Annotated in this window: 29 protein-coding genes and 3 pseudogenes; 18 read left to right on the plus strand and 14 right to left on the minus strand. The window is 67.9% G+C overall.

The window, feature by feature from the left end; translation table 11 throughout:
- Positions 1 to 257 precede the first annotated feature (257 nt).
- The 3 genes from ACFY7H_RS29410 to ACFY7H_RS29420 all read left to right on the plus strand — a co-directional run bounded on the left by ACFY7H_RS29410 (position 258) and on the right by ACFY7H_RS29420 (position 1886).
- A complete protein-coding gene (locus tag ACFY7H_RS29410; protein WP_388944108.1) occupies positions 258 to 509 on the plus strand; it encodes a hypothetical protein in 252 nt (83 codons plus the stop codon).
- Positions 510 to 595: 86 nt separating this feature from the next.
- On the plus strand, positions 596 to 1063 hold the full coding sequence (locus tag ACFY7H_RS29415; protein ID WP_388944110.1) for a glycine-rich domain-containing protein: 468 nt from the start codon (positions 596 to 598) through the stop codon (positions 1061 to 1063).
- Between the two features lie 163 nt (positions 1064 to 1226).
- A complete protein-coding gene (locus ACFY7H_RS29420) occupies positions 1227 to 1886 on the plus strand; it encodes a class I SAM-dependent methyltransferase (protein WP_388944113.1) in 660 nt (219 codons plus the stop codon).
- 450 nt (positions 1887 to 2336) lie between these two features.
- Here ACFY7H_RS29420 and ACFY7H_RS29425 read toward each other — a convergent pair whose 3' ends face one another.
- The gene (locus ACFY7H_RS29425) at positions 2337 to 2558 is read right to left on the minus strand and encodes a hypothetical protein (RefSeq protein WP_388944116.1); all 222 of its coding nucleotides are present in this window, start codon (positions 2556 to 2558) and stop codon (positions 2337 to 2339) included.
- Between the two features lie 284 nt (positions 2559 to 2842).
- Between ACFY7H_RS29425 and ACFY7H_RS29430 the strand changes: the two genes are divergently transcribed.
- The gene (locus ACFY7H_RS29430) at positions 2843 to 3238 is read left to right on the plus strand and encodes an NPCBM/NEW2 domain-containing protein (protein WP_388944118.1); all 396 of its coding nucleotides are present in this window, start codon (positions 2843 to 2845) and stop codon (positions 3236 to 3238) included.
- A 1237-nt stretch (positions 3239 to 4475) separates the two neighbouring features.
- On the opposite strand, the gene ACFY7H_RS29435 is transcribed toward ACFY7H_RS29430, so the two are convergent.
- The gene (locus ACFY7H_RS29435) at positions 4476 to 4712 is read right to left on the minus strand and encodes a hypothetical protein (protein ID WP_388944121.1); all 237 of its coding nucleotides are present in this window, start codon (positions 4710 to 4712) and stop codon (positions 4476 to 4478) included.
- 647 nt (positions 4713 to 5359) lie between these two features.
- Between ACFY7H_RS29435 and ACFY7H_RS29440 the strand changes: the two genes are divergently transcribed.
- Complete coding sequence (locus ACFY7H_RS29440; protein WP_388944124.1) at positions 5360 to 5503, plus strand: hypothetical protein; 144 nt, start codon at positions 5360 to 5362, stop codon at positions 5501 to 5503.
- Between the two features lie 525 nt (positions 5504 to 6028).
- The gene (locus ACFY7H_RS29445; protein WP_388944127.1) at positions 6029 to 6400 is read left to right on the plus strand and encodes a hypothetical protein; all 372 of its coding nucleotides are present in this window, start codon (positions 6029 to 6031) and stop codon (positions 6398 to 6400) included.
- Between the two features lie 198 nt (positions 6401 to 6598).
- On the opposite strand, the gene ACFY7H_RS29450 is transcribed toward ACFY7H_RS29445, so the two are convergent.
- The 4 genes from ACFY7H_RS29450 to ACFY7H_RS29465 all read right to left on the minus strand — a co-directional run bounded on the left by ACFY7H_RS29450 (position 6599) and on the right by ACFY7H_RS29465 (position 9058).
- Entirely contained in the window at positions 6599 to 7255 is a 657-nt protein-coding gene (locus ACFY7H_RS29450) for a transposase family protein (protein WP_388944130.1), read from the minus strand.
- Between the two features lie 248 nt (positions 7256 to 7503).
- Entirely contained in the window at positions 7504 to 7959 is a 456-nt protein-coding gene (locus tag ACFY7H_RS29455) for a hypothetical protein (RefSeq protein WP_388944133.1), read from the minus strand.
- 48 nt (positions 7960 to 8007) lie between these two features.
- Positions 8008 to 8517 (minus strand): hypothetical protein, encoded by a 510-nt coding sequence (locus ACFY7H_RS29460; RefSeq protein ID WP_388944136.1) that lies wholly within the window; start codon positions 8515 to 8517, stop codon positions 8008 to 8010.
- A gap of 175 nt (positions 8518 to 8692) precedes the next feature.
- The gene (locus ACFY7H_RS29465) at positions 8693 to 9058 is read right to left on the minus strand and encodes a hypothetical protein (RefSeq protein ID WP_388944139.1); all 366 of its coding nucleotides are present in this window, start codon (positions 9056 to 9058) and stop codon (positions 8693 to 8695) included.
- Positions 9059 to 9302: 244 nt separating this feature from the next.
- Here ACFY7H_RS29465 and ACFY7H_RS29470 point away from each other — a divergent pair, with 244 nt between their 5' ends.
- The gene (locus ACFY7H_RS29470) at positions 9303 to 9968 is read left to right on the plus strand and encodes a hypothetical protein (RefSeq protein ID WP_388944142.1); all 666 of its coding nucleotides are present in this window, start codon (positions 9303 to 9305) and stop codon (positions 9966 to 9968) included.
- A 440-nt stretch (positions 9969 to 10408) separates the two neighbouring features.
- On the plus strand, positions 10409 to 10849 hold the full coding sequence (locus ACFY7H_RS29475) for a hypothetical protein (RefSeq protein WP_388944144.1): 441 nt from the start codon (positions 10409 to 10411) through the stop codon (positions 10847 to 10849).
- 118 nt (positions 10850 to 10967) lie between these two features.
- Here the strand turns inward: ACFY7H_RS29475 and ACFY7H_RS29480 are convergent, their stop codons facing one another.
- The gene (locus ACFY7H_RS29480; RefSeq protein ID WP_388944336.1) at positions 10968 to 11129 is read right to left on the minus strand and encodes a hypothetical protein; all 162 of its coding nucleotides are present in this window, start codon (positions 11127 to 11129) and stop codon (positions 10968 to 10970) included.
- A gap of 400 nt (positions 11130 to 11529) precedes the next feature.
- On the opposite strand from ACFY7H_RS29480, the gene ACFY7H_RS29485 reads away from it, so the two are divergent.
- Positions 11530 to 12597 carry a hypothetical protein gene (locus ACFY7H_RS29485; protein WP_388944147.1) on the plus strand — a complete coding sequence of 356 codons (1068 nt, stop codon included), beginning with the start codon at positions 11530 to 11532 and terminating at the stop codon, positions 12595 to 12597.
- Positions 12598 to 12864: 267 nt separating this feature from the next.
- Here ACFY7H_RS29485 and ACFY7H_RS29490 read toward each other — a convergent pair.
- Positions 12865 to 13307 (minus strand): annotated as a pseudogene (locus ACFY7H_RS29490) (IS5 family transposase); the annotation flags it as partial.
- A 304-nt stretch (positions 13308 to 13611) separates the two neighbouring features.
- Here ACFY7H_RS29490 and ACFY7H_RS29495 point away from each other — a divergent pair.
- Positions 13612 to 14106 (plus strand): annotated as a pseudogene (locus tag ACFY7H_RS29495) (IS5 family transposase); the annotation flags it as partial.
- A gap of 49 nt (positions 14107 to 14155) precedes the next feature.
- Here ACFY7H_RS29495 and ACFY7H_RS29500 read toward each other — a convergent pair.
- A complete protein-coding gene (locus ACFY7H_RS29500) occupies positions 14156 to 14695 on the minus strand; it encodes a hypothetical protein (protein WP_388944149.1) in 540 nt (179 codons plus the stop codon).
- A gap of 461 nt (positions 14696 to 15156) precedes the next feature.
- Here ACFY7H_RS29500 and ACFY7H_RS29505 point away from each other — a divergent pair, with 461 nt between their 5' ends.
- The 3 genes and pseudogenes from ACFY7H_RS29505 to ACFY7H_RS29515 all read left to right on the plus strand — a co-directional run bounded on the left by ACFY7H_RS29505 (position 15157) and on the right by ACFY7H_RS29515 (position 17078).
- Complete coding sequence (locus ACFY7H_RS29505) at positions 15157 to 15717, plus strand: SUKH-4 family immunity protein (protein ID WP_388944152.1); 561 nt, start codon at positions 15157 to 15159, stop codon at positions 15715 to 15717.
- A gap of 61 nt (positions 15718 to 15778) precedes the next feature.
- Positions 15779 to 16554: pseudogene (locus ACFY7H_RS29510) on the plus strand (transposase).
- 104 nt (positions 16555 to 16658) lie between these two features.
- Positions 16659 to 17078: a YrhB domain-containing protein gene (locus tag ACFY7H_RS29515; protein ID WP_388944155.1), complete on the plus strand. Its 420-nt coding sequence runs from the start codon at positions 16659 to 16661 to the stop codon at positions 17076 to 17078.
- Between the two features lie 13 nt (positions 17079 to 17091).
- Here the strand turns inward: ACFY7H_RS29515 and ACFY7H_RS29520 are convergent, their stop codons facing one another.
- On the minus strand, positions 17092 to 17523 hold the full coding sequence (locus tag ACFY7H_RS29520) for a hypothetical protein (protein WP_388944158.1): 432 nt from the start codon (positions 17521 to 17523) through the stop codon (positions 17092 to 17094).
- A gap of 186 nt (positions 17524 to 17709) precedes the next feature.
- Between ACFY7H_RS29520 and ACFY7H_RS29525 the strand changes: the two genes are divergently transcribed.
- On the plus strand, positions 17710 to 18228 hold the full coding sequence (locus ACFY7H_RS29525; protein WP_388944162.1) for a DUF2397 family protein: 519 nt from the start codon (positions 17710 to 17712) through the stop codon (positions 18226 to 18228).
- Here the strand turns inward: ACFY7H_RS29525 and ACFY7H_RS29530 are convergent.
- Positions 18183 to 18761 carry a hypothetical protein gene (locus ACFY7H_RS29530; RefSeq protein WP_388944165.1) on the minus strand — a complete coding sequence of 193 codons (579 nt, stop codon included), beginning with the start codon at positions 18759 to 18761 and terminating at the stop codon, positions 18183 to 18185. The genes ACFY7H_RS29525 and ACFY7H_RS29530 overlap by 46 nt on opposite strands.
- A gap of 900 nt (positions 18762 to 19661) precedes the next feature.
- Here ACFY7H_RS29530 and ACFY7H_RS29535 point away from each other — a divergent pair.
- On the plus strand, positions 19662 to 19859 hold the full coding sequence (locus ACFY7H_RS29535) for a hypothetical protein (protein WP_388944168.1): 198 nt from the start codon (positions 19662 to 19664) through the stop codon (positions 19857 to 19859).
- 48 nt (positions 19860 to 19907) lie between these two features.
- On the opposite strand, the gene ACFY7H_RS29540 is transcribed toward ACFY7H_RS29535, so the two are convergent.
- Together ACFY7H_RS29540 and ACFY7H_RS29545 are read right to left on the minus strand one after the other, a co-directional pair.
- Positions 19908 to 20294 (minus strand): hypothetical protein, encoded by a 387-nt coding sequence (locus ACFY7H_RS29540; RefSeq protein ID WP_388944171.1) that lies wholly within the window; start codon positions 20292 to 20294, stop codon positions 19908 to 19910.
- 408 nt (positions 20295 to 20702) lie between these two features.
- A complete protein-coding gene (locus ACFY7H_RS29545) occupies positions 20703 to 21101 on the minus strand; it encodes a replication-relaxation family protein (protein ID WP_388944174.1) in 399 nt (132 codons plus the stop codon).
- A 78-nt stretch (positions 21102 to 21179) separates the two neighbouring features.
- Here ACFY7H_RS29545 and ACFY7H_RS29550 point away from each other — a divergent pair, with 78 nt between their 5' ends.
- Positions 21180 to 21515, plus strand: coding sequence for a transposase (locus tag ACFY7H_RS29550; RefSeq protein ID WP_388944177.1), 336 nt, complete (start codon positions 21180 to 21182; stop codon positions 21513 to 21515).
- Between the two features lie 13 nt (positions 21516 to 21528).
- Here ACFY7H_RS29550 and ACFY7H_RS29555 read toward each other — a convergent pair whose 3' ends face one another.
- The gene (locus ACFY7H_RS29555) at positions 21529 to 21960 is read right to left on the minus strand and encodes a hypothetical protein (RefSeq protein ID WP_388944180.1); all 432 of its coding nucleotides are present in this window, start codon (positions 21958 to 21960) and stop codon (positions 21529 to 21531) included.
- A gap of 244 nt (positions 21961 to 22204) precedes the next feature.
- Here ACFY7H_RS29555 and ACFY7H_RS29560 point away from each other — a divergent pair, with 244 nt between their 5' ends.
- Both ACFY7H_RS29560 and ACFY7H_RS29565 read left to right on the plus strand, forming a co-directional pair.
- A complete protein-coding gene (locus ACFY7H_RS29560) occupies positions 22205 to 22357 on the plus strand; it encodes a hypothetical protein (protein WP_388944182.1) in 153 nt (50 codons plus the stop codon).
- Positions 22358 to 22398: 41 nt separating this feature from the next.
- On the plus strand, positions 22399 to 23043 hold the full coding sequence (locus ACFY7H_RS29565) for a transporter substrate-binding domain-containing protein (RefSeq protein ID WP_388944185.1): 645 nt from the start codon (positions 22399 to 22401) through the stop codon (positions 23041 to 23043).
- The last annotated feature ends 83 nt before the right edge of the window (positions 23044 to 23126 follow it).

Consider the following 23126-nt stretch of genomic DNA (forward strand, 5'->3'; position numbering starts at 1 on the left):
TTCCTATGGTGCTCCTGCACCCCGGAGCAAGCTACCCGCTCCGGCCCCCAAGGAGCGGGCCGCCGGACCATCCTCGCGCCGTCTTGTGGTCCGCTGCGCCCCCGCTGGAGAGAGGAGCAAGGCCATGCCACCCTGCCTGCCGCGCCGGAAGCCCGGCGCCAGCGGACGCACCCTCGCCATACAGGAGCCCGCCCCCGGGACGCCGATCCGGGTCCTTCGGCTCCGCGCGGCCGGCGGCTGGGAGAAGTCCGTGCGCCGTGCCGAGTTCGAGGGCGGTGACGGTGTCCCGCCCCGGCCGTGAGCGCCAGCGCCAGGCCGTGCCCGGCTGGGTCAGCGAGGGGACCGCGATCTACGACCCACTCGAGCGGAAAATGGGCTACGTGCAGTTCATCGGCGAGTTCGAAGACCCCGCCACCCGCGTCGTGATGTCCAACGCGGTCTTCGCCCGGCCTCCCCGCGGCGGCAAGGAGTGGGTGGTGAAGGACCCCTCCAGCCTCGAGCGGGGCTGACCCCAGAACCCCCGCTCTGTGCCTACGGCCCGGGGCGGGCAGCACCACCCCTGCACCACTCGAATCACGATCGAGAGGAGCACCACATGACCATCACGCTCGACACTCCGGTCAAGCAGGACGCCGGCGAGTACCGCAACCCCCGGGACTACGTGAGCCCCGAGGTGTGGGACCGCGAGGTGGCCCTGCTGATGCGGGACTACCCGTTCGACGAGGTCATGGCCACCCGCCTGTTCGACGCCGCGGTGTCGTACCTGGTCACCGCGATGGAGAAGTGGGACGAGCCGACGCCGCTGGAGATGTGCTGCGGCCGGATCGTGGACATCGCCGTGCACGTGTTCATCCTCGACACCAAGAACTACCGGGAGTTCTGCGCCGAGCACTTCGGCGGCCGGTTCCTGGAGCACATCCCCGAGATCGCGTTCAAGTACGACGGCTCGGTGGAGCGCACCGCGCAGATCATCCACGACAACGGGTTCGAGGTGGACTGGAAGCTGTGGGAGGCCGACTACGCCAAGTGCGGACCTTGCCACCCCGGCTCCAAGTGCCACTGACCCCGTAGGGCCGTAGGCCCGCTCCCGCCCGGAGATGCCCCGCGCACCTCCGGGCGCCTTTTATTCCTTTTATGTCAGTTTATATCTTCTGCTCTCATCGGTACCCGGACGCGAGTAGGTTGGCGGCCACTTCACACCCCCCGCTCCTTCCGGAGGACCCTTCATGTCCAGCGCCGCCCCCAGTACCGCAGCCGAGTACTGGGACAAGTACCGCCCCCACCTCGAGCGCCCCACTGGGGACCGCTTCGACTGGACCGGCCTGCCCGGCACCGGCCCCGGCGCCGAGATCCTCGGCTCCCCGAGAACCGCGCTGGACCTCGGCCCGGCAGAGGGCGAGAACGCCGCCTTCCTCGCCCGCTCCGGCATCGAGGTGACCGCCGTCGACTTCTCCCCGGTCCAGGTCGACCGGGCCCGCCAGTTCTGGAGCGACACCACCGGCCTGGAGTTCGTCCACGCCGAAGCCTCCGCCTTCCTCGACCAGGACCTGCGGCTGTGGGACGTCATCTACTCCACGTGGGGCGCGGTCTGGTTCACCGACCCCGACGAGCTGTTTCCCCGCGTCGCCCGCCGCCTCGTCCCCGGCGGCATCTTCGCCTTCTCCCACCGCGAGCCCATCGCCGGCCAGTACGGCGCGCAGCAGATGGGCGGCAGGTGGCTGGAGGGCCGCGAGAGCGAACTGACCGTGCTGCGCTGGCAGCACACCCCCGAGCAGTGGAGCGACCTCCTCAAGCGCCACGGCTTCACCGACATCCAGACCGACCTCATCCCCTCCCCCGACGCAGCCCTGGGGACCCTGCTGGTGACCGCCCGGACGGGCGGCTGAGCGAGTCCTCCTACGGCAGCGCCGCGCCCCAGCAGCACCAGGTTGCGGGGGGCGCGGCGGCTTCCGCCGCAGACGGCAGTATGCGGTGAAGGGGTCACCTTCGGCCTGTGGCACCGCGGTCTGTTACGGGGCGCGGAGGCTGTCGACGGCGATGCGTGCGGTGGTTCCGATCACCCGCACCCGGGCCCCACCGCCACCTCGGGCTACGTCAGCCCTGCTGGCCGCGAGCAAGGAGCCCGGTGCCGACCAGCAAGGCCACCTCTTCCGCTCGGAGCCGATGCAGTCCCTGGTGATGGTCACCAGGCGGCGAACCTGCGTCGTGCCCGGGGCGCGGTGGTGGAGGGCCAGGGCCCGACTGCGGAAGGAATGACCCCTCTGCAGGGATTCTCCCGGATCCCGGCGTCCGAGGCTTGGCCGCCTCCCGGCCGCCCCTGGGACGGGCCGGCCGAGTCAGGAGCCGGGCTCGGGCCGCTTCATGCGCGGCGTGCCGCTGTACCTCCGGGAAGAAGCAGAGCGCCGCAGCCCGGCGGCGAGCTGGTGCCGCCGATCCAGGCGGACGCCAGCTTCAGGCCGGAACCACGCCTCGACGAGGGGCAGGCGGTCCTTGTCTGCGAGGGCGCGGCGGGCGATCCCGGCGAGCGCGCGGTCCCAGCCGATGAGGACGGCAAACATGTCTTCTCCGAACTGAGGCGATAGCAACACGCGCCTGCCGGTACGCCCCTACCGCCAGGCAACCCACAGATACTCGCCGAGTGAGCAATGGAGAGCATTGGCTACTCAAATTGGCGGCGATCTTCGGAATTATCGGAGGTGTTATTACACTACTAGCCTTCCTTGGACTTAAGGGATGCAGTGCGGGGACCGGCGAGTCAGGCGGGGTAACCTCGACCCCAACCAGGCCCACGTCATCGCCAAATTCACCTCAACCCCCGGGCCAACAACGCGAGGTGCGATACTTGGTCGATCTCGATCCGTTGTCATCGAGCTACAACGTGGACAAGGGTTCGGCCGATCTGCGTGGTCGAACCTATCCTCAAAGTGTGTTTCTCCGGGTAGACAAGAACTCCATTCCAGCCAACGACGCCGAATACAATATCGCTGGTCACTGGAAATTCTTTGACGCCACCATCGGAGTACGGGATGACTCCCCCACCGGGGGGATGCTCACCTTTGAGCTTTTCTTGGACGGGAATCCACTACCCGCGCATGAACTGAGTATCGGCGAGTCACGCGAGCTCCACATCAAAGTGGCGGGGGCGCTGCGCCTCAAGCTCAAGGTGACCTTCACTGCAGGTGAGTACTACGACAACTATTCTTACGGCGTTTGGGGGAATGCCCGCCTCACGAACTAGCGCGCAGGCCCGTCATACGAAACGTCGCGGCCGGCCCGGCTCGGGCCAGGAAGGGGCGCTCACCAACAGGCGCTTCACCCCCGACTCGTACGCCAGGGGGCCGGACGCGGCCTTGCGGACCACGCACATGACCACGATGACGATGCCGTTCGGTCCGACCGTCGGCGTTCAGCGAAGCGACGGCGAAACGGTTCCCCGCCCTGACCTGGAGCCGATCTTCACTGAACTCGCCCGCCAGTGGGCGTCCGAGGGGCGCCCCGTGCCGGGCCGGCACGACGAGGAATGGACGACCCTCGTACGCCGCAGCCCCTGGCCTGACAGCCCGCTGACGTGGCTGCCTCTGGAGGAGCACGGGGCCGGCGGCCGTCGGTGTCGCTGGCGGGGAGCACTCGTGATCCCGCGGCCGGTGGTGACCGGCCGGGTAGCTGTCGGGTGCACATCGGCCCAGCCTCGTTCTACGGTGGAAGAGGCGGCAGGATCTGTGAGCTGACGGGCGTAGGCGACCACGAGATCGCCTCGGGGGCCGGTGGGCGCGCACCTGACCATGCCGACACTCGGAGCAGCGGGGAGCGAAGCCGCGTAGTGATACCGGGCCAGTGAGCGACATCACGGCCGAGTACGAGGCCAGCACTGAAGAGTTGAAGCGAAGGGTCTACCCCGCTCCACACCGGCGGGCTGGAATGCCGCCGCACCCGGCCGATCTCCTCACCGACGCCCAGGTCGCCGAACTCTCCGGCCTGACCGCCTCCAACATCCGCGCCAACGCCTTCCGAGGCCCCCTCGGCCTCGGCACCGAACGCCACGGCCGCCGCTGGTGGACCCGTCCCTCCGCCGAAGCCCGTACCACCCGACCCGTCCAGCACAAGGGCCACACCCCCTGCGCGAAGGACCCCACGCCGCACCAGACCCGGCCCGGCACCCGCCTCCCCGAGATCACGGCCGTCGCCGCCGCGCGGGACGGGGCAAGCGCCGCCGGTCACCGCGGACTCGATCGCCGCCCGCGACGGCGTCAGCACCCGCACAGACGAACCCAGAGCCCGCACCGGGCAGGCCGACTGAAGCCGCGGTCGGCGCACCGCGGTGCGGGGTCCTGCAGCGACAGCGTTGTCAGGACGGCCGGGGCCGACATGAGATGGCCGGCTGCGACTCCGGCCGGCCCGGCCCGCTGGCCACAGGTGTGCGGCCTCGGCTTCCGTGCGGCGGTGTCCGGCCGGACGGAAGCCGAAGGACATACCGGCTATCCCGCGACGCGGTTGAAGACGTAGAGGAAGAACTTCATCTGACCGTCGTTGCCGCGCTGGTACTGGCAGTTGTAGTCCTTCCACCAGTGCTTGCTCTTGCCGGCCCTGCCTTCCGCCTGGCAGGAGCTCTTGGTCCAGTAGGCACGGTAGAACGTCCAGCCTGCCTGGGCCGCGCTCGCCGTGCTGGCTGAGGTCCCTGAGGCCGACGCGGGTTCGGCCGCCTGAGCCGTCACAGCCGTGCCGCCCACAGCGAGGACGCTCCCCAAGGCTGCGGATGTCAGTGCACGTCGCATACGCACAGGAATTCCCCTTCGTCACATTCACGTTCACGCACCCACCGTGCGCGACAGGCGCCCCATAACGGTCAGCGCTGAACAAGACGATAGAAACGGATGCGAGGTGGCGTCACCCCCCACCGGTTTGATCATCATCTGAAACCCTGGATGTACGGGCGCTGGACCCTACAACCTGCGCGGTACACCAGGGGCCGTAACCCGGCCTCTCCTCAAGGGACGGGACCGGGCCTCACGATGGCCGGCTCGGTGATTGCCCCGGCAATCATCCGCCGGGAGAACGGCGGCCAGGCGGCGGATGCCGGGCCGGATGCTGTGTCGCCCGGGCCGGGCCGGCACTGGGTCCTTGTGCTGAACCCCGCGACCGCGGAAGCGCCTGGCCAAGCGCGTTCCCATATATGGGACACGTCGATCACCAGGGGCAGCACCGTTCCCGGATCCGGGAACCCTCCCGAGCTCGGGGGCGCCGCGACCAGCCCGACGGCGTCTGGCCTGCGGCGGGCGTGGAACGGGAACAGGAAACGGCAGGTCAGAGCTCGGAAGCCGGTCGGCGATCCGTTGCAGGCCCCGTGAGGCCACTTCCGCACGTGGAAGCGCTCTTACGGTCCGCCTGCACCAGACGCGTGGTCGGGGGCGAGGCGGAGCCGGTGATCGTGAAGCTGGGCGTGGGGGTCTCGAACACCAAGTCTCGGCGCGACAAGTTCACGCCGACCAGCTGGCCGCTCGCGTAGCTGGGGATGGACTGGGCGTGGCAGGTTGCCCAGCTCGTCGTTGAGCGCAGAGGTCAGCGAAGTGGAGGCCCCGGGACGTCGTGACCCGGGGCCTTTCGTCTTGCCTGCTGGCACTGGACGGCGGTGCAACACGGAGCTGCAACGCGGGCCCCAGACCCCGGCCTTTGGCACCATCAGGAGTCGCTGACCTGCCAGGCCGTCCTGCTGCGCTTCGCCCCATCCGCGCAAGCCACCGCCTGGGATTACTGCTCGCCCGCCGCGCCCCATCGGCCGACGCAGTCCTCCAGGGCGCGGCACTGCTGTTCCTCGCGGGCGATCTGCCGGGCGAGGACGTCGCGGTCGTAGTAGGGGTTGTCTGCATAGTCACAAGCAGGAACGGTTGTTGGCGTATCCGGGGGAGCGCCCCAGCTCGTGTGGCCCTGGAAATGTTGGCGAGTAATAGGAACATTGGGCTGTCGATCCTCGCGATCCGTCTGCTGCATGCCCCGGGCTGCTGAGGTTTGTCCATGAGGGATGATCCCCCTCATGGACAGAGTTGTTGATCTCGACGAAGCGGCCGTGTTGATGCTCGAGCGAGTCGCGCGCTGGAGGGCGGCCGGCCTTGAAGTCGGAGAGATGACCTGGAGGGATTGGGAGGCGAAGTGGCCCCAGCCTCTGGAGACCGACAGGGCTCGGGTGAACGATCCCGACTCACTCGGGGTGGTGATCTCGGGTTCGGCGGAGGCCGAGCTGCAGGTGGTCCTGTTTCGTGGTGGCTGGGCTGACGTGGACTTCTTTGACGGGGGGCACGATTTCGGCGCTCTGCCGGCTTCGGACATAGCCTCATCATGGGACTTCGCAGCCCGGATGGATCAGTGGGTGGCGCGAGTCTTCGGGTCTCTCGGAAGCGTTCAGTGAGTGCTGATCCGTCAGGGGTTCAGCTGACGGTCGTCCGTCCTGGCAGTTGCGGACGCCGACGACGACGTCGACTGGACCGTGTCAGTGGACTCCACGTAGCCTCCGCCAACCTGAAGACGCAGGTCAAAGGGCTGGTGTGATCGGCTCGTGGGGTACTCGTGCTGGTCGCGGGCGTAGGTCCACGGAGAAGATCATCCGTCAGCGGTTGACTTCGAGGTTCGTCAGGACGAGCAAGGCTCGCAGGAGGCGGGTGGCGCGGGCGGGATCGGTGCGGAGCTTGGTGAGGACCCGCCAGTTCTTGAGGTGGGCGAAGCCGTGCTCGACCGGAGCCCGTCCGACGGCGAGGACACGGTTGGCTTCCTTCTGGCCCGGGGTGAGCTTGTGGGTACGAGTGGCGATGTAGCCGGTGACGACCACGGGGTCGAGGATGTCGTTGTCCAGGCCGCGGAAGCCGAGGTCGGCCAACGCTCCGAGGCCGGCGGCGCGCAGGTGAGCCAGGATGTGATCGTGGCGGGCGGCTGTGTTGTCGTGGGTGCGGCCAGGCCGCGCGGCGGATATCCAGATCAGGCGCCCGTTCTCGTCGGTCAGGGCGAGGAAGTGCAGGCCATGAGTTCGGTGCTTGCCGGAATAGTTCCGCCGATCGGCCTTGCCGGTGCGGCGCTGGGTGCGGATGAGGGTGCCGTCGATCAGGACCACCTCCCCGCCCTGCTTGGCGACCTTCCTCAGGGCACGGTCCAGGCGCGGCGCCTGGGCGGCGAGCAGTCCAATCAGCTCGTCGCGCCCGCGGCGGACGGTGGACTCGGAGACGTTGTTTCCGCCGGCCATGTCGGCCAGGCGCTGGTCGTGACGCAGCACGCCAGGACGATCACCGCGATCTTCCCCGGCGGCAGGATCCGCCACCTGGACCGAATCACCTTCAGATGGCGCCTGAGCAGATCGGCGAGGTAGTTGACGGTGCGCGTGGACAGCGGCAGGCGGCACTGGTAGACCGGCGGGCAGGTGTCCTCGGCGCGCTTTTTGGTATTCGTCACACAATTCCAACGGACCCTGGGGGCACCCCGGTTACGCCCGTGCCACACCGCTCCGAGTGGCGGTACTCCCGGTCACAGGCGGGTGGTGAAGCGGCCGTCGGGCAGTTTGCGCAGCCAGCCGCGATCGACGAGTTTGATCAGCTTGCTGCGTAGCGGTTCGAGCTTGGCCTTCACGCTGACGTCCACCCCCACCACCTCGCCGACTTCACGGGCCATGACCGGTCCGGCGGCCTGCCGCACGGCGGCGATGATGCGCTGGTAGTCCGACGGGAGCATGCTTTCGTCCGCGCCCGGCTCGCGGTGCGGGATCAGCATCACCGCTCGGCCGCCCACCTGCCCGGGAATCGGCCGGGCTGAAGAGCGTTCCTCGGCGAGCTGCTCGCTCACTCTCTCAAAGACACGTTCGGCGACGGCGAGCTCGTCCCGCTCAGCCCGCACCGCATCCAGCTGTTTGGACAGCTGTTCTTCGAGTTCGTCCAGTTCCGCACGGCGCGTAGTGATCCGTTCCAGCAGTTCGGGATCCAGCATGCACAGAATCGTAGGAGGCGGCAGAGCCACAGCGTGCAGGAACCGGAGTCAACTCCCAGCTTCTGCTGGCGGCCTCTTGCTCAGGAACTGCTTCGCCGCCTCGACCGCCTCCCGGTTTAGCTCCTCGACGGACACTCCCCAGCTCTCCTCCCATCCGTCCAGGTTGAGAGCGCACGAGACGAGAGATTGCAGCTCTTCCGGGTAGCCGAGGTCGTAGGCGACGTCTGCCCAGATGAGGTGGGTTCCGGTGGCGGGATCCAGGGTTCCGTCGGCTATCTGACCGGCGATCCAGTAGGCCATCGCCCACTTGGCGGCCCGAGGGTCGGCGGGCGGATAGAAGGAAAGTCCCAGCTCCTCCAGTACCTGGTCGAAGAGCGCTGGCGCTTCGGGTTCCTCGCTCCGGAGGAGGCCAGCCAGCATGGCGAGGGAGGGACTCTCAACCTCGCCAATGAGGGCGTCAAGCCCTGCCTGAATGAGCCGGTCGGACCCGACATGCCTACCGAATGCCCGCTCGTGCCCGATGTGGCTGAGCTGTTTGAGGGCCTCATCGCGGGTCATCAGAGTCTTCTCGGTCGGCGTCTGGGGACAGAAGGCTCGCACATCCGTCGGCGCTGCTGCATCGCCTTTCTCTTCGGCCCAACCACGCTGACAGACGATCTTCTCCGCGGACTCCCGCCCACGACCAGCACGAGTACCCCACGAACCGATCACACCAGCCCTTTGACCTGCGCCTTCAAGTTGGCGGAGGCTCAGTGGAGTCACGGGTGGCGAGGGTGAGCATCGGCTCGCTGGTGGGCTGGGCGGCGCCCTTGCGGTAGGGGATGACCAGTCCGTGGTGGCGGCCCCGGGCGGCGGGCGTGGCGAGCGGGCGCTCGACAGAGTCGATGCGGCCGTTGCGGAGCATGGTGACGACGTAGGGCATGGTCAGCAGGGCTTCGGAGTCGCGGGTGGTGCGCGTCCGCATCGGCTCGGAGAGGTCGGTGGTGGTGTCGTTCCAGCTGCCTCCGGCCGGGACGAGCATCCCGTGGCGGCGGGGCACGAGCAGGCCTTCGCCGACCTTGCCGGTGCGGGAGGGCAGGGGCGCGTGTTCGGGGAGCATGGCGTGGCCGTCGTGGCCGCCGTGGTTGTGCGAGACCGTCGTGTCCTGCGTGGAGCTGGCGACGACCGTCTGCCGCTGGGGTTACGGCACCGTGCAGGACGCTGGGCACTGGCGGCGCGGTGGAACGGGGAGCTGCCCGATTGGTGGCGCAACGACATCAGCAGTCCGCAGAACGTCGACGATGTCGCGGCGGGGTGGCTTTTGTCTAGGCACGCTGCTGCCCGTGCGTTAGCGTGCTGCAGGGGTGCTGATGACAGATATACCGGGTGCACGCGAAGAGCTGGAGCGGCTCGGTCTGTTCATGCACGTGCAGGTGCGTGAACTGGTGTCCCGCCTGACGCCGGAAGCAAGGGTCTTTCCGCAGGAGTTGGGAGTGCCCTCCGTCTCTGACTGGCATGAGCCGCTTCAGTTTCACCACACGATGACCTTCCGTGGTGCCAGGCCTGAAACCGTGTCTCCCGCGGAGATGGGGCAGCGGGCGGCGAAAGCTCTGGCCGCCGCGGGCTGGGCTGTGGAGGAAAAGGTCACCGAGGCGCACTTCATCACCGGCAGGCACGACGGCGTCGTCGTCCAGGTGCGGATCTCCAAGATTTCCAACGTGGTGCTCTACCAGGCGAAAACCCCGTCATTGGCCTTTCACACGGCCGAAGTTATGGTCAAGCCCGACCCCGTGCGGACACCCGACACGCTCAGGCCGGGGTATGTGCTGTGTTACGAGTGCGATGGCCTGGGCTGGTGTTCGTCGTGCTGGGGACGTAGCTGGATACCGGACGTCGAGCGGGGGCGGCGAAGGTGTCCGGAGTGCCATCAGGACCGGGTGTGCCCGATCTGCCGTGGTGCCGGTGAAAAGCACGCGGCGACCCTGCAGTACTACGAACGCGGCTACTATCCCGGGCTTTCCGGGGAGTGACCTGTCTGCCAGGCCCCATACGAGTCTGGGGGCGGCAGGCCTGGTGACTGTCCGTTGCACCGGGGCGACGTCGTACGCGCCGCCCTGGAACGGGTGGTGGGGGTGGTGTAGGCGGCCCGGTGGTACTGCTCCCAGCATGCCGGGCACCGGGCCTCACCCGTACACGCCCTATCGGTCCGGGCTACCCGCACCCCACGGGCGCGGGCCCAGGCCCGAAGGGCCGGCCGCGTCAGGGGACGTCGCCCCGCCACACGAACCGGCCCACGTCACCGGGCCGGCCGGGGTCGACCGGGACGTAGGCAACTCTATGGCCGAGCCGGATTCGAGCTTCTCCGTAAGATGATCCTGCTTCAATAGCCCGCAGTCCCGGACCAGTGGCTGGCCCAGCCAACTCGATCGACGCAGGCCACTGGGGCTCGTAGTCTCCTGCTGCGACGGATATGACTGAGGCGCGAGATGCCCTCAAGAACCGATGCACCAACGCCGCACGCACACTCGCATCATGCGTCGGCTACACCATCAGTCGCATCTCGTTCGACGCCTTCGCCGAGGAGGACTGCCTGGAGATCACTCTAAGGGAAGGGCCGTGGAAGCCGGACGTAGTGCTCTCCCTCTCCAATCTCCACCACGTCTCGGTCGACAAGCCCCCGCAGATCGGCGGCAGCTCTATCGACGAGGTCTCCTTGACCCACCTCCCGGTGCTCCCGCATCCGTGGCCTGCGGGCGCCGCTGACCGTGTCCGGCGGCTCGACGGACTCTGCGAACTCGCGTGGCTGCGGATCTTCGGCCCGGCCGAAGTTGACGCCGTCACATCGATCGTGACCCTCTACACCGCAATGAGCGACGACCGGGCCTCAACAGTTCAGAATCAACTGTGCTGACAGCCGCAGCGTCGCTCGACCACTGATCGAACATCGAGGTGACGCTCCACGACGGCTCCCCAAGATCTGTGCCAGAACCGACCTGGTCGACCAGTGGGTCGCGTTCTTCGGTGTCTCCTCAAGCGTCTTGACGATGACGCGCTCCGGTCGGCATCGGTGATCTTCCGTGGGACGCCGGGCCGCGGGTCGTCGCACAAACCGTCCAGGCCCGCTCGATGAAGCGGCGCCGCCAGGTGCGGACCGTGTCCGGAGCGATCCGCAGCCGGCGGGACACCTCCATGATCGAGTGGCCTCCGGTGCACTCCAGCACGATCCGCGACCGCTGAGCCAAGGTTTGAACAGTCGTACGGCGGCGTAACAGCCCTCCAACACCGCCCGCTGGGCATCACTGACCGACAACGGCGGAATCTTCGGACCCGGACGACTCACGTCCGACTAACGATGAATCTCTGACTCAGGTCACTAGGGCCTGTCTGGCAAATGATCACCGAACTTAGACGTGGAGCTCAGCGCAATGATCTGCGGGTCGGGATGCGGACGCCAGTCGTCCTGTGCCTCGCAGCGACAACTGTCCCTGCGCACGGACTTCTGGCACCATCCGATCGCAGTCATCCCGGTTGAGCGTGGCCGCGGGTGAAGGCGGCAGGGGACTGTCGGTAGCTGGTGGCAAGATCACCGGCATGAGTCTCGTACGAACTACTCCCCCGCGGCCTGTCGAGGTGACAACGGTCTTCCCCGAGCTGGCTCCGCTGGCACGCCCCGCGCTACGGCTGCATCCGCGTCCGGGGTTGCCGTCGGTCAGAGACAGCTCGGTCGGCGGGCCGCTGCTGTGGCCGGCTGAAGAACCGTGGCCGCACTGCGAAGACGCGCACCTGCATGTGGACACCGGATTCCGTCGGTCGCCGACCGAAGTGCGGCTCCGCAGACGTTTGTCCCGCTGGTGCCCTGAGGGCCAGACTCCCACGCTCACCTCCGAAGAGGAGGCGCTCGAGGAGCGCAATGCCGCGTGGCTCGCCGAACGGCTCGAGGCCGGCCCTCCCGGCCCGGCGGAATGCCCGGTCCCGATGCTGCCTGTGGCTCAGTTGTACCTACGCGACGTACCTCTGTTGCAGCCGCCCGGGCAGGCCGATCTGCTTCAGATTCTCTGGTGCCCGTACGAACACGATCCGCATTACAAGCCTGCGACCGCGCTGTTCTGGCGGTCGGCTGCGGAGGTCGGCGATGTCCTCGCCACACCACCGGAACCGTACGAGGCGGACTATCCGGGATACGTACCAGAGCAGTGCGTGCTGGCACCGGAAGCGATCACCGACTACCCCAACCTCCTGGATCTGAGCCCGGAACTGCGGCTGGTGTTGGGGGACTGGAGCAGGTGGCAGGCAGCCGGAGCCGACGTAGACAGCTCCTACGCGGAGGATCCGCATGAGTTCTACATGACTCATCTGGGCCAAGCACCCGGCTGGAAGGTCGGCGGATGGCCCCCATGGGGCCGCACCGACCCCAACCCCCGGTACTGCGCAGTGTGTGAGGCCCAGATGATCCCGCTGCTGACGATCGCCTCCTTCGAGTCGAACGGCGACGAAAGCCTCAGCTGGGTGCCTCAGGAAGACCAGGCCGCCGCCAGCTCTGACTGCGCGCATCAGGACGTCTCACAGCCGACCAGGGTGGAAGTGGGCAGTACCGACAACATGCAGATTTACGTCTGCCCGACCTCCCCCCAGCATCCACACACCGACCTGATCCAATGAGCCGTCCAGCAATGACAACACGACTGCCGACGCGAGCCTGGTGACAACCAGCCCCCAGCACGTGGTGACAACCATCGCTGCGAACTCAACCGAGAGGCCCAGATCAGATTTCTCGCCCGGTGACAGGTATCGCTGCCATTCACAGCGGTGCGGGGGCGGCCGCCGGCCACCCGTTCCGGGGCTTGCCCAGGTGCGCTGAACGGGTGGAGGCCGGGCCTGTGGCGAGCCTGGGCTGCTAGGCAGAATCTGACAAATGAGGCCTTGTCGCAGGATTCGGGCCGGTGTCGTGCGCGGGCGGCCGGTGTCGGCCCGCGGAGCACAGATCCCGTCGATGACCTGGCCGAATACGGTGGCGTCGTTGACGTTGCCGGGCGTGAGCACGATGGACAGGGACAGGCCCCGGCCGTCGACCGCAAGGTGGACCTTGGTGGTCAGCCCGCCTCGGGACCGACCGATGGCCTGGTGCGTCTGCGAGCGGCCCAGATCCTCCAGTTTGTCCCCGTCTGCGGCCCCCTTTTGCGTGCGCCGACGGCATGCTGGTGGACACGGTTGATCGTGGAGTCGACGGCCACGGTCCACTCCACCCGGCCCACCGCGTCGTCGCGGACCTGCACAGGCTCCAACAGTCTTGCCCACGTGTCATCCGCCTCCCAGCGGGCAAACCGCTCGTAGACGGTCCCCCACGGCCCATACCTCACCGGCACAGCACGGGGGACGGGGGGGCTGCAGCGGGAGCAGAGCCCGGAGCCGGGACAGGAGCAGGAGAGCTTGTGTCGGGCCGCCGGTTGGGGAACCGGCGGTTCGCCGGCCGGGCAGGTGTGGGCCGAGGTGTGCACGAGTGACCGCCAGGCCCGACACCGGTCAGGTCAGAGCCACTCGGCCCAGCCGAAGGTCGCGATGTATGCGCGCTCGATCGCCTTCCAGCCCCGCCCGCCGCGTCCGTGGACGACGGCGAGAGCCAGCGCGAACCAGACCGCGAACACGCCGCCGATGATCAACGGCCATCTCACCGTGGTCGACGGCTCCCACATACGCGCGCTAAAAGGGGCTCAAAAACCGGGCGAAGCCCGGTTGGCCGGGGCAGGAACGGCAGCAAGCGCCACCTGATCACCGACGCCACCGGCATTCCGCTTGCCGTCACCCTGACCGGCGGCAACCGCAATGACGTCACCCGTTCTTCCCGCTGCTCCAGGGGTCCCACCGGTCCGCAGCAAGCGCGGCCGACGGCGTCGGCGGCCCGACACGGTGCTTGGGGATCGCGGCTACGACCACGACAAGTACCGACGCCTGGCCTGGGCCCTGGGCGTGAAACCCGTCATCGCCCGACGCGGCGTCCCGCACGGCTCCGGCCTCGGCTCCGAACGCTGGGGCGTAGAGCGGACCTTCGCCCATCTCCACTGGTTCCGCCGGCTGCGGATCCGCTGGGAAGTACGCGACGACATCCACGAAGCCTTCCTCAGCCTTGCCTGCTCACTCATCTGCTGGCGACGCCTGAAGTCATTCCGATAGCAGTTCTAAGTCGTGGGGGGATCAGCTCCATGAGAGAGGGCGCCATTCATCATCGGCCGCCGCCGGAGCCAAGGCCGGGGTGTGCTGGGTAGCCGCCACCGGAGCCGTAGCGTTCGGCGAGCAGCCGCTTGCGATGGCGTCTGCGGCGGATGGCGGTGACGAGGATGGTGACGGCGCCGATGCCGATTCCGAGCGTCGGGAGAAAGACGGCCAGCATCAGCCAGCCTGCAAGCGCGACAAGCCCTCCGGGGTCCCCGATGGCGTACCGGGAGATTGCCTGGGACGAGCAGGTGACCTTGTAGTCGCCTGCCCGCGGCACGTCGACGGTGTAGAGCGGCATCCAGGTCTCGTCTTGGGTGAGGAACACGTCGATTCCCGGATCGGTCGGGCCTGGGGCTTCAGGCCCGGTGATGTCGCACTTCGGACCGGGCGACGGGCCCGGGTACTTGACCCAGATGGTCTTCTCGCTCCCCGGCTCGAGCCGCAGGGTGACGGTGTCACCATTGCCGAACTGATGGTCGGTGTTCACCGCGTCGATCGCGTCTTTGAACCGGTATGCGCCGATGGCCGCGCCCAGCACGGTCAGCATGACGGCGATCGCAACCGCCGTGGCATACCAGTGACGGCCGGGCCGCAGTTCGCCTCTGCCTGTTGCCCTCGTGCTCACGGTCTTGACCCCCATGTCCACACACTGATTCCCCGAGACCGGACGGCGGTCTGCCGCCGGACACGCCTATTTGAACATGCTCAAAAACTGGGGTGCCCCCGGGGTCGGTGTCGACGGCCAGGAAGCCTCTGAGGAGCGCCGCCCGGACGCCGTCATCCGGATCCTGGTTTCCGTGGAGGACCCGTTCGAGCGCTTGTGGGTGAGGCCGTGGACGTGGGCTGGGTGCAGCGTGAGTTCGTGCCGGGTGCCCACCACGATTTCCAGCGTCTCCCCGGAGAGAGCACGCCTTGGCTGTGTAGGGCTGTCCCGCAAGTGCGGCCGTGCTCTGACCTGAGGCCGGCTCGATAGGGTCAGGAGCACAGCCGACGGAAGAGGATCGTTCGATGGCGACGTACGACCAGCTGACCGCGTGGGCCGGCCTGGGCCATGTCACACGAGCCGGACAGGACGTTGTGGCCGGCTGGCGGATCCCAGACTCCGCGAAGGCACAGCTCGTCGAGGTGGGCATCCCGGTAGCTCCGCGCCTCATAGAACGAGCCGTGCTGCAGAGCGAGGCTGAACCAGCCCTGCTCACGTCCCGGGGCCCGATCTACTGCCTCACCCAGCAGGTAGACCTCGATGACCAGGCCGAGCGGTCATCGTTCGGTGTTGAGCCGGAGACCGGGGCGGTCTACTTCGTCATGCCGGACGGGGAGGCGTGGTTCGCCAACTCGGGTGTCGGTGTGTGGCTCGACGTCCTTCACTGTTACGGCAGTCGCGTCACAGGCTCAGAGCTTCTCAGCGAGCCGGACGGCCTTGAGGAGTACCTCTCTGAAGAGGAGGAAGTGCGGGCCTTGACCGAGCTGAACCTGCTGGCCGAGGAGCTGAAGGAGATAGACCCGGCGGCTTTCAACGGCTCCGAGGGGTTTCTCTGGCCAGGGCTTCTGGACCGCTGGCTCTACTGACCTCGGCCGGTGGATCCAGGGCCCGTAGGTCTGGACCGCCCACGACTGGCTTGATCTTCATGTGGGGGCTGTGATCACGGCGTCGGAGCCGTCATGGATAGCGCCGTACTCCGGGCTGAGCCCGAAGCAGTTCGGGAAACTGATCGCCATGTTGCGGCGCGGTTGGCCCGCCCCGTGTTTGCAGGGGCCGTCCGTGGCGTCTTCCGTTGGAAGACCGGGTGCTACTGGTTGCCGCGTGCTGGCGGACGAACCTGACGTTGCGGCAGCTGGCTCGCTCCCTTGTTCGGGATCTCGAAGTCGGCCGCGGGTCGGATCGTGAGCCAGCTCGGGCCTTTGCTCGCGCTGCGGCCGCGGAGCCGCTTCCGCAGAGACACGGTGCTGATCGTGGACGGCACCCTGGTTCCGACACGGGACCACAGCGTGGCGGAGCAGTCCAAGAACTACCGCTACTCGACCAGCCACCAGGTCGTCATCGACGCCGACACCCGGCGTGTCGTTGTGGTCGGTCGGCCCGTGCCTGGCAACCGTAACGACTGCAAGGCATGGGAGCTGTCCGGCGCCAAGAGCTCGGTCGGCAAGACCACCGTGATTGCCGACGGTGGCTACCGCGGCACCGGCCTGATCATCCCGCACCGCCGAGAACCCCGCCAGACCGAGCTACCAGCCTGGAAGGAAGCCCACAACACCTCCCACCGCAAAGTCCGTGCCCGAGTGGAGCACACCTTCGCCCGTATGAAGACCTGGAAGATCCTCCGCGACTGTCGCCTGAAAGGCGACGGCGTCCACCACGCCATGCTCGGCATCGCCCGTCTTCACAACCTTGCCCTGACCGGATAGCGGATCCTTGCCTACAGGACCGCGTCTGAGACCGCGTTTGGGATCTCAGTGCGCAGTGCTGGCGTGGTGGGAAATCTGGTTGACCCGATGTGGATGATGAAGGCGTGATCTCCAAAGAGCGTGTCGTCGAACGGGTGGATTCGTTGCTGGTCGCGATGCGGCTGACACACGAGCTGGTAGTCCACGAGGTGAAGGAGCACGCGTTGGGCTGGCTCGTCTTCTGGAACTCGGCGGAGTACGCCCGCAGCCGCGATCTGCGCGATCTCCTCGTCGGCGGCGGCCCCTATCTGGTGGACCGGTACGACGGGAGCGTCCACCACATCCCTGTCACCACGTGGGTGGGCGGGGACTGGGAGGAGCTCTACCTCCGGCAGATCAAGGGGGTGCGGGCGCCCGACCCTCTGGCCGCTTCCGTGCTCGCGCTGATGAACTCCGCCGGTGCGGTGGCCGCGTCGTCGCCCGGGAGGTCTACAGGCACATCAAAGCTACTGGTGTTCCGGTCCTGGGACCGGCCACGTGAATGAGGCGATCAGATCATCACGGGTCGGTGCGCAGGTCAGACCAGGGATACCCGTCCGGCGACATAACAGACGGCTGGCCGACCCGGACGAAGTCGCGGTACTCGTCCTGCCCGACACCCTGGTTGACCCACCGCCCGCGAACAGCCCCTGTGCCCTCCTCAGCAAGAGCCAGTGCGCTCTGGGGGTCCTCAGCCCTGCCAAGCAGTTGGCCGAACTCCTCTTCCTCGGAGTTCTGATCGAACGGCGGGAAGGAGTCCAGGTCCAAGAAGGACTCATGCCCGACATCCTCGACGGCATGGACGTAGACCTCGTATGACGTCCTCGCCGCCCGGACCTCGACATACCGCACACCGCGGCGCTCGGGCGAGCCGACCGGCCCGAGGAACTGCTCGACCGAACGGCCTCGCCTCAAGGCCCCGAAGATGAAGGACTCCGCCAAGTAGCGCACCCAGGCACAGTACGGCTCAGCCACTACGAACGACCAGCTTGACGATCTATAGGAGCTTCAAGGGGGCGGGCACGGCCGGCCAGTGCCTGGGGTGTGCAGCAGGGTCGATTGTCAGTAACAACCCCTAGCCTATTTCCGGCATTCACGACATAGCAGAAGGAAGGTCCTATGCGAGGAGAATCTGCCGTGGACGGCGAGGAGGGCTGGGCTGCTCACGCCCTGCCCGCCGGGGACCCCGCCAGGCCGTTCGGCTACTTGTTGAGTTCCCGCCGCTGCGAGTACGTGCCGATCATGGAAGTGCTCGAGCGGTCCGTCGACCCTCTGACCCCACGGGAAGTCGCATGTCAGCTCGCCGCTCAGGGTGTGGACCTGCCCCTGAGCGTGGTCACCTTGCGTCTGCGGGCCTTGGATGACACGTATCTGGCGGCATCCGGCAGGCCTGATTCGGACATCGAGCACTACCAGGACCTCAGCGGAGCGCGCTGGCGCTACAGCTCCACACCGCGGGGACGCCAGGTGCAGCGGCTGTACGCGCAGATGGCGTCGGAGGGCACGATCCAAAGGGAGATCGCCCGGGACGGTCTGGCCCGCATCTGTGACGCCCTGGACAAGATCGACAACGCCTCTCTGGGTGGTGAAGGGGGCATGGCAGTTCTCCGTCACGATCGGAGACCCATGTGTAACCAACGTCCGGCAGTTTTATAGCTCCAGCCAGTACCGCTCGATGTCCTCGCCCGAGCAGTCGAAGTCGCCGACCACGGCAAGGTGGGTTTGGCATTGCTCGTGGGCGACGCGGGCGCGGACGACGTGGCGTGGGACTGGGAGCTGAAGCCGCGGACGATGAGCACGGGGATGCCCGCGAACTCGAGCCAGCCGGTCAGCTGCTGCCGGAGGGTGTCCTTCTCCGCGGCAACGTACAGGGCGTGCTCCTGGCCGGCGGTGCGGTCCAGGCGGAACCAGTCGGGCATCTCCCGCACGAAGGCGTCCGCGCTCGGCCAGGACGGCGGGACGTGGACTTCGCGGACGGTGTCGATCAGGTCGGGGAAGCGGCCCTCGCGGCGGGCCTGGGCCAGCCGGGCGGACAGGCGGCGGTACATCGGCGGCGTGTGCGGCAACACGCCCTCGGCGGCCACGCGGTACATCACCTGTCTCAAGGTCACCTTGAGCGGTGCGTACCCGTCCACGATCTCCCGCGCGCGGTCCACGACGAGGGGCCACCGGCTCCGTTCACGAGCCATACCGGTACATGTACCCCTGTGGCGCCGCCGGCCCCCGGACACAGGGCAGACCTCTTCCCACGGCTATCGCGTGGGTAAGAGGTGTCGTTTTCCGACGGGGGCTTGCCCACCGCATCTGACCTGCACGAATGGAAGATCGCCGGATTCGGGGGGTCCCACTCCCGGTCACACCTTCGGTCCCCCGCCTAGTGCAACCGTGCAGATAACCCTCCAGCCCCCTTCCGGTGCAACCCTCCAGCGGGCCCACGCAGCCTCCAGCCGGGCAGGGCTTGCCCAGGTGGGCCAGGCGGGTGACGGACGGTCCTGCGGCGTACCTGGGGTGCCGGGTGCCCGGTTGGGGGTGGAGCGGACCGACCGGCCCGTGCACGAGGTCACGTCTGCGAGGCAGAGCATGGGACGTCACAAGCAGCACAAGCCGCGCCGCGAGAACAGCGTCCGGCCGTCCACGGAGTGGTTCGGCAATGCGTTCCACTCTGTCCTGGGGATGGTGCACCTGGACGTCCGCCAGTCCGGCAACGGCATCCTGATCACCTCCTCCCCCGCCGAGATCGACGGCGCCCCGGCGTCGTGGCAGCTGCGCCTGCGCAACGACGATGAGGGCCAGGGCCTGACCGAGATGGGCACGGCCATGAAGGCCGGCCGCGGGCACATCTACAGCGTCATCGAGGAGCCCGGCGCCAAGACCGTCCTGGCGTTCCTCCCGAACCACCCCGAGCAAGGCGTCGGCACCCTGGCCCGCGTCCGCACCAGCGACGGCCCGGACGGCGACGACGTCGTCTTCGAGCGGTCCGCCGAGCGGCCGATGGCGCAGTGGGCCGAGGCCGGGGAGAACCTCCTGCGGATCGTGCCGCTGCTCGACCCGGACGCCCCGCCCGGGGACGAAGTAGATGACTGCCTGCCGTGCCCGGCTGCTACCGGCCCGTCTACGACAGCTCCTCCTCACACACCCTCATCGGCGCCACCCCGTTCCCTCTGGCCGGGTTGTGCAGGCTGTGCGCCGACGGGACCACGCTCCACTCGCTGCGCCAGGCCGACGGCGTCCCCGTCGACCCGGAGCAGCTCGTCGTCTTGGAGACCGTGCCCGCCGCGATGGCGTAACCGGCCCCTGGGCAAGCCTCTTCGCGAGGGGGCTTGCCCAGGGTCGCCTCAGGCTTGCCCGGCCGCCGGCTCCCACAGCGGGCGGGCGCGGCCGGTGCCGTCGCAGTGGAAGCACCGGCCGCCGCCAGGCGTGCTGCGGGCCCCGATGGTGCCGACGGCCTGGCGCAGGAGCTGGGTGAGGCCGTGAACGTGGGCCGGGTGCAGCGTGAGTTCGTCACGAGCGCCCACCACGATTTCCAGCGTCTCCCCGGAAAGAGCACGCCCGTCGTCCATCTCCCGGGCAGGGACCAGATCCGCTATCAGGTTGCGCAGGTCGGCCATGGTCTCTCCGCCGGCCAGCTCCACCCGCACCCTCCAGAGGATGTCCGGCCGTGTGAGAGACAGCAGCACGTGGAACTCAGGGTCGGCCGGGCGTTCCTGCTTGTCGTCGCTCATGGCTCTGGTCTACGGCCAGTGCGGTGGCGTCGGCCGGCCTCGGGCCACCGCCTCCCAGACGTGACCCCATGAGTTCGGGAACCGTCCCGTCCTGCGGCCCGGACGCTGGGCAAGCCCTCCGTGGCGAGGGCTTGCCCAGCGGAACCCGTGACCGATCGGCGGGCCGGGCGTGACCGATACGTCTCCCGCGATCGGTCAACCAGCACGTCAGCGCCGTGACCGATCCATGCAACTCCCGGTCTGCGCGGTGACCGGTCATCGGTCACGCGTCATCGGTCAGCGCGCCCTGGCCGTCAAGGCCAGCGGTGGCCGTGACCGATGCCGCCCGGCCGACGAGCCCGGCCGGGGTGGGCAAGCCGGTGTTCGGGGCGGCTTGCCCAGGCTCCCCTTGGGCTTGCCCAGCGCCGGTCAGCGGCCGACCGCTTCGGGGTAGCGGGCCCGGCGCCGATGTGGATCGTCGACGCCGATCTCGTACCAGAGCTCGCCGCGCTGGAGCCGGGGCAGGGTGTTGGCCCACACCGCGATGGTGATGCCCTGCACGGCGGCGGTGAGCGCCTGGAGGCGGTTGTCGAGCAGATGCTCGGCCTTCCCCGCCAGGATGACGTGCAGCCGCGGGAAGGTCTTCGAGCGGGTGTAGCGGTGGCGCTGCCAGAACGGGTACGTGCCGCCGATGGTGCCGCGGGCGCCTTCCCAGACGCGGTGCCCGGCGTATCGCTCGTAGTCCCAGACCTCCTTCGCGAGGTGGGCCCGGGACATGGTGCCGTTGTCGAGTTCGAAGAGGCGGACCTCGCTCGTCTTGGTCGGCACGGCCAGGACGGTGTCGGTGTTGAAGGACAGCAGCGCGGGGACTCGCCGCAGTTCGAACCCGTGCTGGAGAAGGTCCGCGTGCCCCGCATCGGGCCGGGTCGGCCACGTGTCCGCCCCAACCGAGTCCGCGCGGACAAGGCGTACGCCTCCCACAGAAACCGTGCCTACCTGCGGCGCCGGGGAATCCGCTGCACCATCCCCGACAAGGCCGACCAGGCCCGCAACCGCCAGAAGCTCGGCTCTCGCGGCGGCCGGCCACCGCGCTTCGACCCGGCCGACTACCGCGAGCGCCACGCGGTTGAGTGCGGGATCAACCGGCTCAAGAGGCACCGGGCCGTGGCCACCCGCTACGACAACCTCGCGGTCCGCCATGAGGCCACTGTCCTCGTAGCGGCCATCAACCAGTGGCTGTGATCAGCACGTGTCCCTAGAGCTCGTAGTCCTGGGCCAGCTCTTCCCAGCGAATGCTACGAAGAGCAAGATCAGCATTCTCGCCCGACGGGACATCCGGGGTGGCCTGGAACCAGGCCACGATGAGAGCGGAGCGGTGCAGCACTGCATCGAGTTCAGGATCGACCGCTGCCGAGCCAAAAACACCGATGCAAGCCACGGAAGGCAGCACCTCAACGGGTCCGAAGGCGCCGGCGGTCTCGTGCGGGTACTCGCGGGAGGGCGGAACGAGATGAACCGGCGCGAAGGAGAACGCATGCTCGGCCTGTCGCAGGAGGCCGCTGACCCTCATGTCGTTGATGCGCTGGCACGGATAGCCCTCCAGCATCCCCCCATAGGTCGTAGACATCCGCAGCTCGGTGAGTTCGATCGAACGACCGGATGAGAGGGCTATGTGGCTCAGCGACATGCCGACACCCTATGCGCGTGATCCGCTTCCGATACACGCCCTAGAAGGCCACGGCGTGCCTGTGGACAGAAGCCAAGCCCGGGCGGCGACCGGCCCGTTCGCGGCCGCTGCTGTCGATCTTCGGGGTCCGAGCAAGACGAGCCGAGCATCATCGCGCAGAATGATCATGTATGTGCTTTGGGTGCCGATGTGTCGTTGACTTCGGTATCAGGCGCATCCACTTCGAGGGAATGGAAGGCCCGATATGGATCTGACAGGCACTCTGGCGAAGATCAAGAACAACGGCACGGTGCACTTGGGACATCGCGACAACCTGCTGCCGTTCTCCTACCTGAGCGGGGACCCCAAGCCGATGGGCTTCTCGACCGACCTGGGCCGCTGGTCGTCGAGGCGCTGAAGTCCCGGCTCGACCTGCCCGGGCTGAAGGTGAAGTGGACCTTGGTTACCGGGCAGACCCAGATTCCGATGGTGCAGAACGGAACGGTCGACCTGGTGTGCGGCGCTATCGCCCACACCGCGGAGCGTGCCCGGCAGGCCGACTTCTCGAACACGGTGCTGCTGGACGAGGTGCGCATCGTGGCCAAGGCGGGCTCGGCCCACCTGGGCGGCTCTCTGGCCGGCCTGGCCGGCCAGAGGGTGACGGTGGCCGCCGGCTCACTCGCGGAAGGTTTGGTGAAGGCTGCCAACGCCGACCAGCAGTTGGGAATGAACATCATGCAGCAAAAGGACACGGGTGAGGCATTCGCCCTGCTGGAGGCGGGCCGGGCGGTCGCCATGGTGGATCACCATACGGTTCTGGAAGGCCAGTGCGTCGGGAAGGGCCGCACGCCCGCGGACTGGGCCGTCTCCGAAACGCCGCTGCAGCGGTCCGCGCTAGCGTTCATCATGCGCAAGGGGGACGAGCCGTTCCGGGCGGTCGTCAACGAGGCGATCGCGGCCGCACAGACGGGTGGCGAGGCCGCCAAGCTCTACTCGAAGTGGTTCCAGAGCCCCATCCCCCCGAGGTCCCGCAACCTCGGGATGGAGCTGAGCGCCGACAACGAGGCCCTCTTCAGCTCCCCGAAGAACGAAGCGATCGGCTGAGCCACCCGCAGGGACTTGGTCTCGCCGCGTACGGCTGGATACGCCCGCGAGCCCCGGACTGTGTCGGCCCGGGGCTCGCGGGC

The sequence above is a fragment of the Streptomyces sp. NPDC012794 genome, from assembly GCF_042901085.1.
In the GTDB taxonomy this organism is placed as follows: Bacteria; Actinomycetota; Actinomycetes; order Streptomycetales; family Streptomycetaceae; genus Streptomyces.

Bases quoted from the DNA above. Each gene is read 5' to 3' on its own strand.
- ACFY7H_RS29415 (WP_388944110.1), top strand. From the start codon at position 596: ATGACCATCACGCTCGACACTCCGGTCAAGCAGGACGCCGGCGAGTAC.
- ACFY7H_RS29420 (WP_388944113.1), top strand. From the start codon at position 1,227: ATGTCCAGCGCCGCCCCCAGTACCGCAGCCGAGTACTGGGACAAGTAC.
- ACFY7H_RS29425 (WP_388944116.1), bottom strand. From the start codon at position 2,558: ATGTTTGCCGTCCTCATCGGCTGGGACCGCGCGCTCGCCGGGATCGCC.
- ACFY7H_RS29445 (WP_388944127.1), top strand. From the start codon at position 6,029: ATGGACAGAGTTGTTGATCTCGACGAAGCGGCCGTGTTGATGCTCGAG.
- ACFY7H_RS29455 (WP_388944133.1), bottom strand. From the start codon at position 7,959: ATGCTGGATCCCGAACTGCTGGAACGGATCACTACGCGCCGTGCGGAA.
- ACFY7H_RS29460 (WP_388944136.1), bottom strand. From the start codon at position 8,517: ATGACCCGCGATGAGGCCCTCAAACAGCTCAGCCACATCGGGCACGAG.
- ACFY7H_RS29465 (WP_388944139.1), bottom strand. From the start codon at position 9,058: ATGCTCCCCGAACACGCGCCCCTGCCCTCCCGCACCGGCAAGGTCGGC.
- ACFY7H_RS29475 (WP_388944144.1), top strand. From the start codon at position 10,409: ATGACTGAGGCGCGAGATGCCCTCAAGAACCGATGCACCAACGCCGCA.
- ACFY7H_RS29480 (WP_388944336.1), bottom strand. From the start codon at position 11,129: ATGGAGGTGTCCCGCCGGCTGCGGATCGCTCCGGACACGGTCCGCACC.
- ACFY7H_RS29485 (WP_388944147.1), top strand. From the start codon at position 11,530: ATGAGTCTCGTACGAACTACTCCCCCGCGGCCTGTCGAGGTGACAACG.
- ACFY7H_RS29500 (WP_388944149.1), bottom strand. From the start codon at position 14,695: ATGCTGACCGTGCTGGGCGCGGCCATCGGCGCATACCGGTTCAAAGAC.
- ACFY7H_RS29505 (WP_388944152.1), top strand. From the start codon at position 15,157: ATGGCGACGTACGACCAGCTGACCGCGTGGGCCGGCCTGGGCCATGTC.
- ACFY7H_RS29530 (WP_388944165.1), bottom strand. From the start codon at position 18,761: ATGGCTCGTGAACGGAGCCGGTGGCCCCTCGTCGTGGACCGCGCGCGG.
- ACFY7H_RS29540 (WP_388944171.1), bottom strand. From the start codon at position 20,294: ATGAGCGACGACAAGCAGGAACGCCCGGCCGACCCTGAGTTCCACGTG.
- ACFY7H_RS29555 (WP_388944180.1), bottom strand. From the start codon at position 21,960: ATGTCGCTGAGCCACATAGCCCTCTCATCCGGTCGTTCGATCGAACTC.
- ACFY7H_RS29560 (WP_388944182.1), top strand. From the start codon at position 22,205: ATGGATCTGACAGGCACTCTGGCGAAGATCAAGAACAACGGCACGGTG.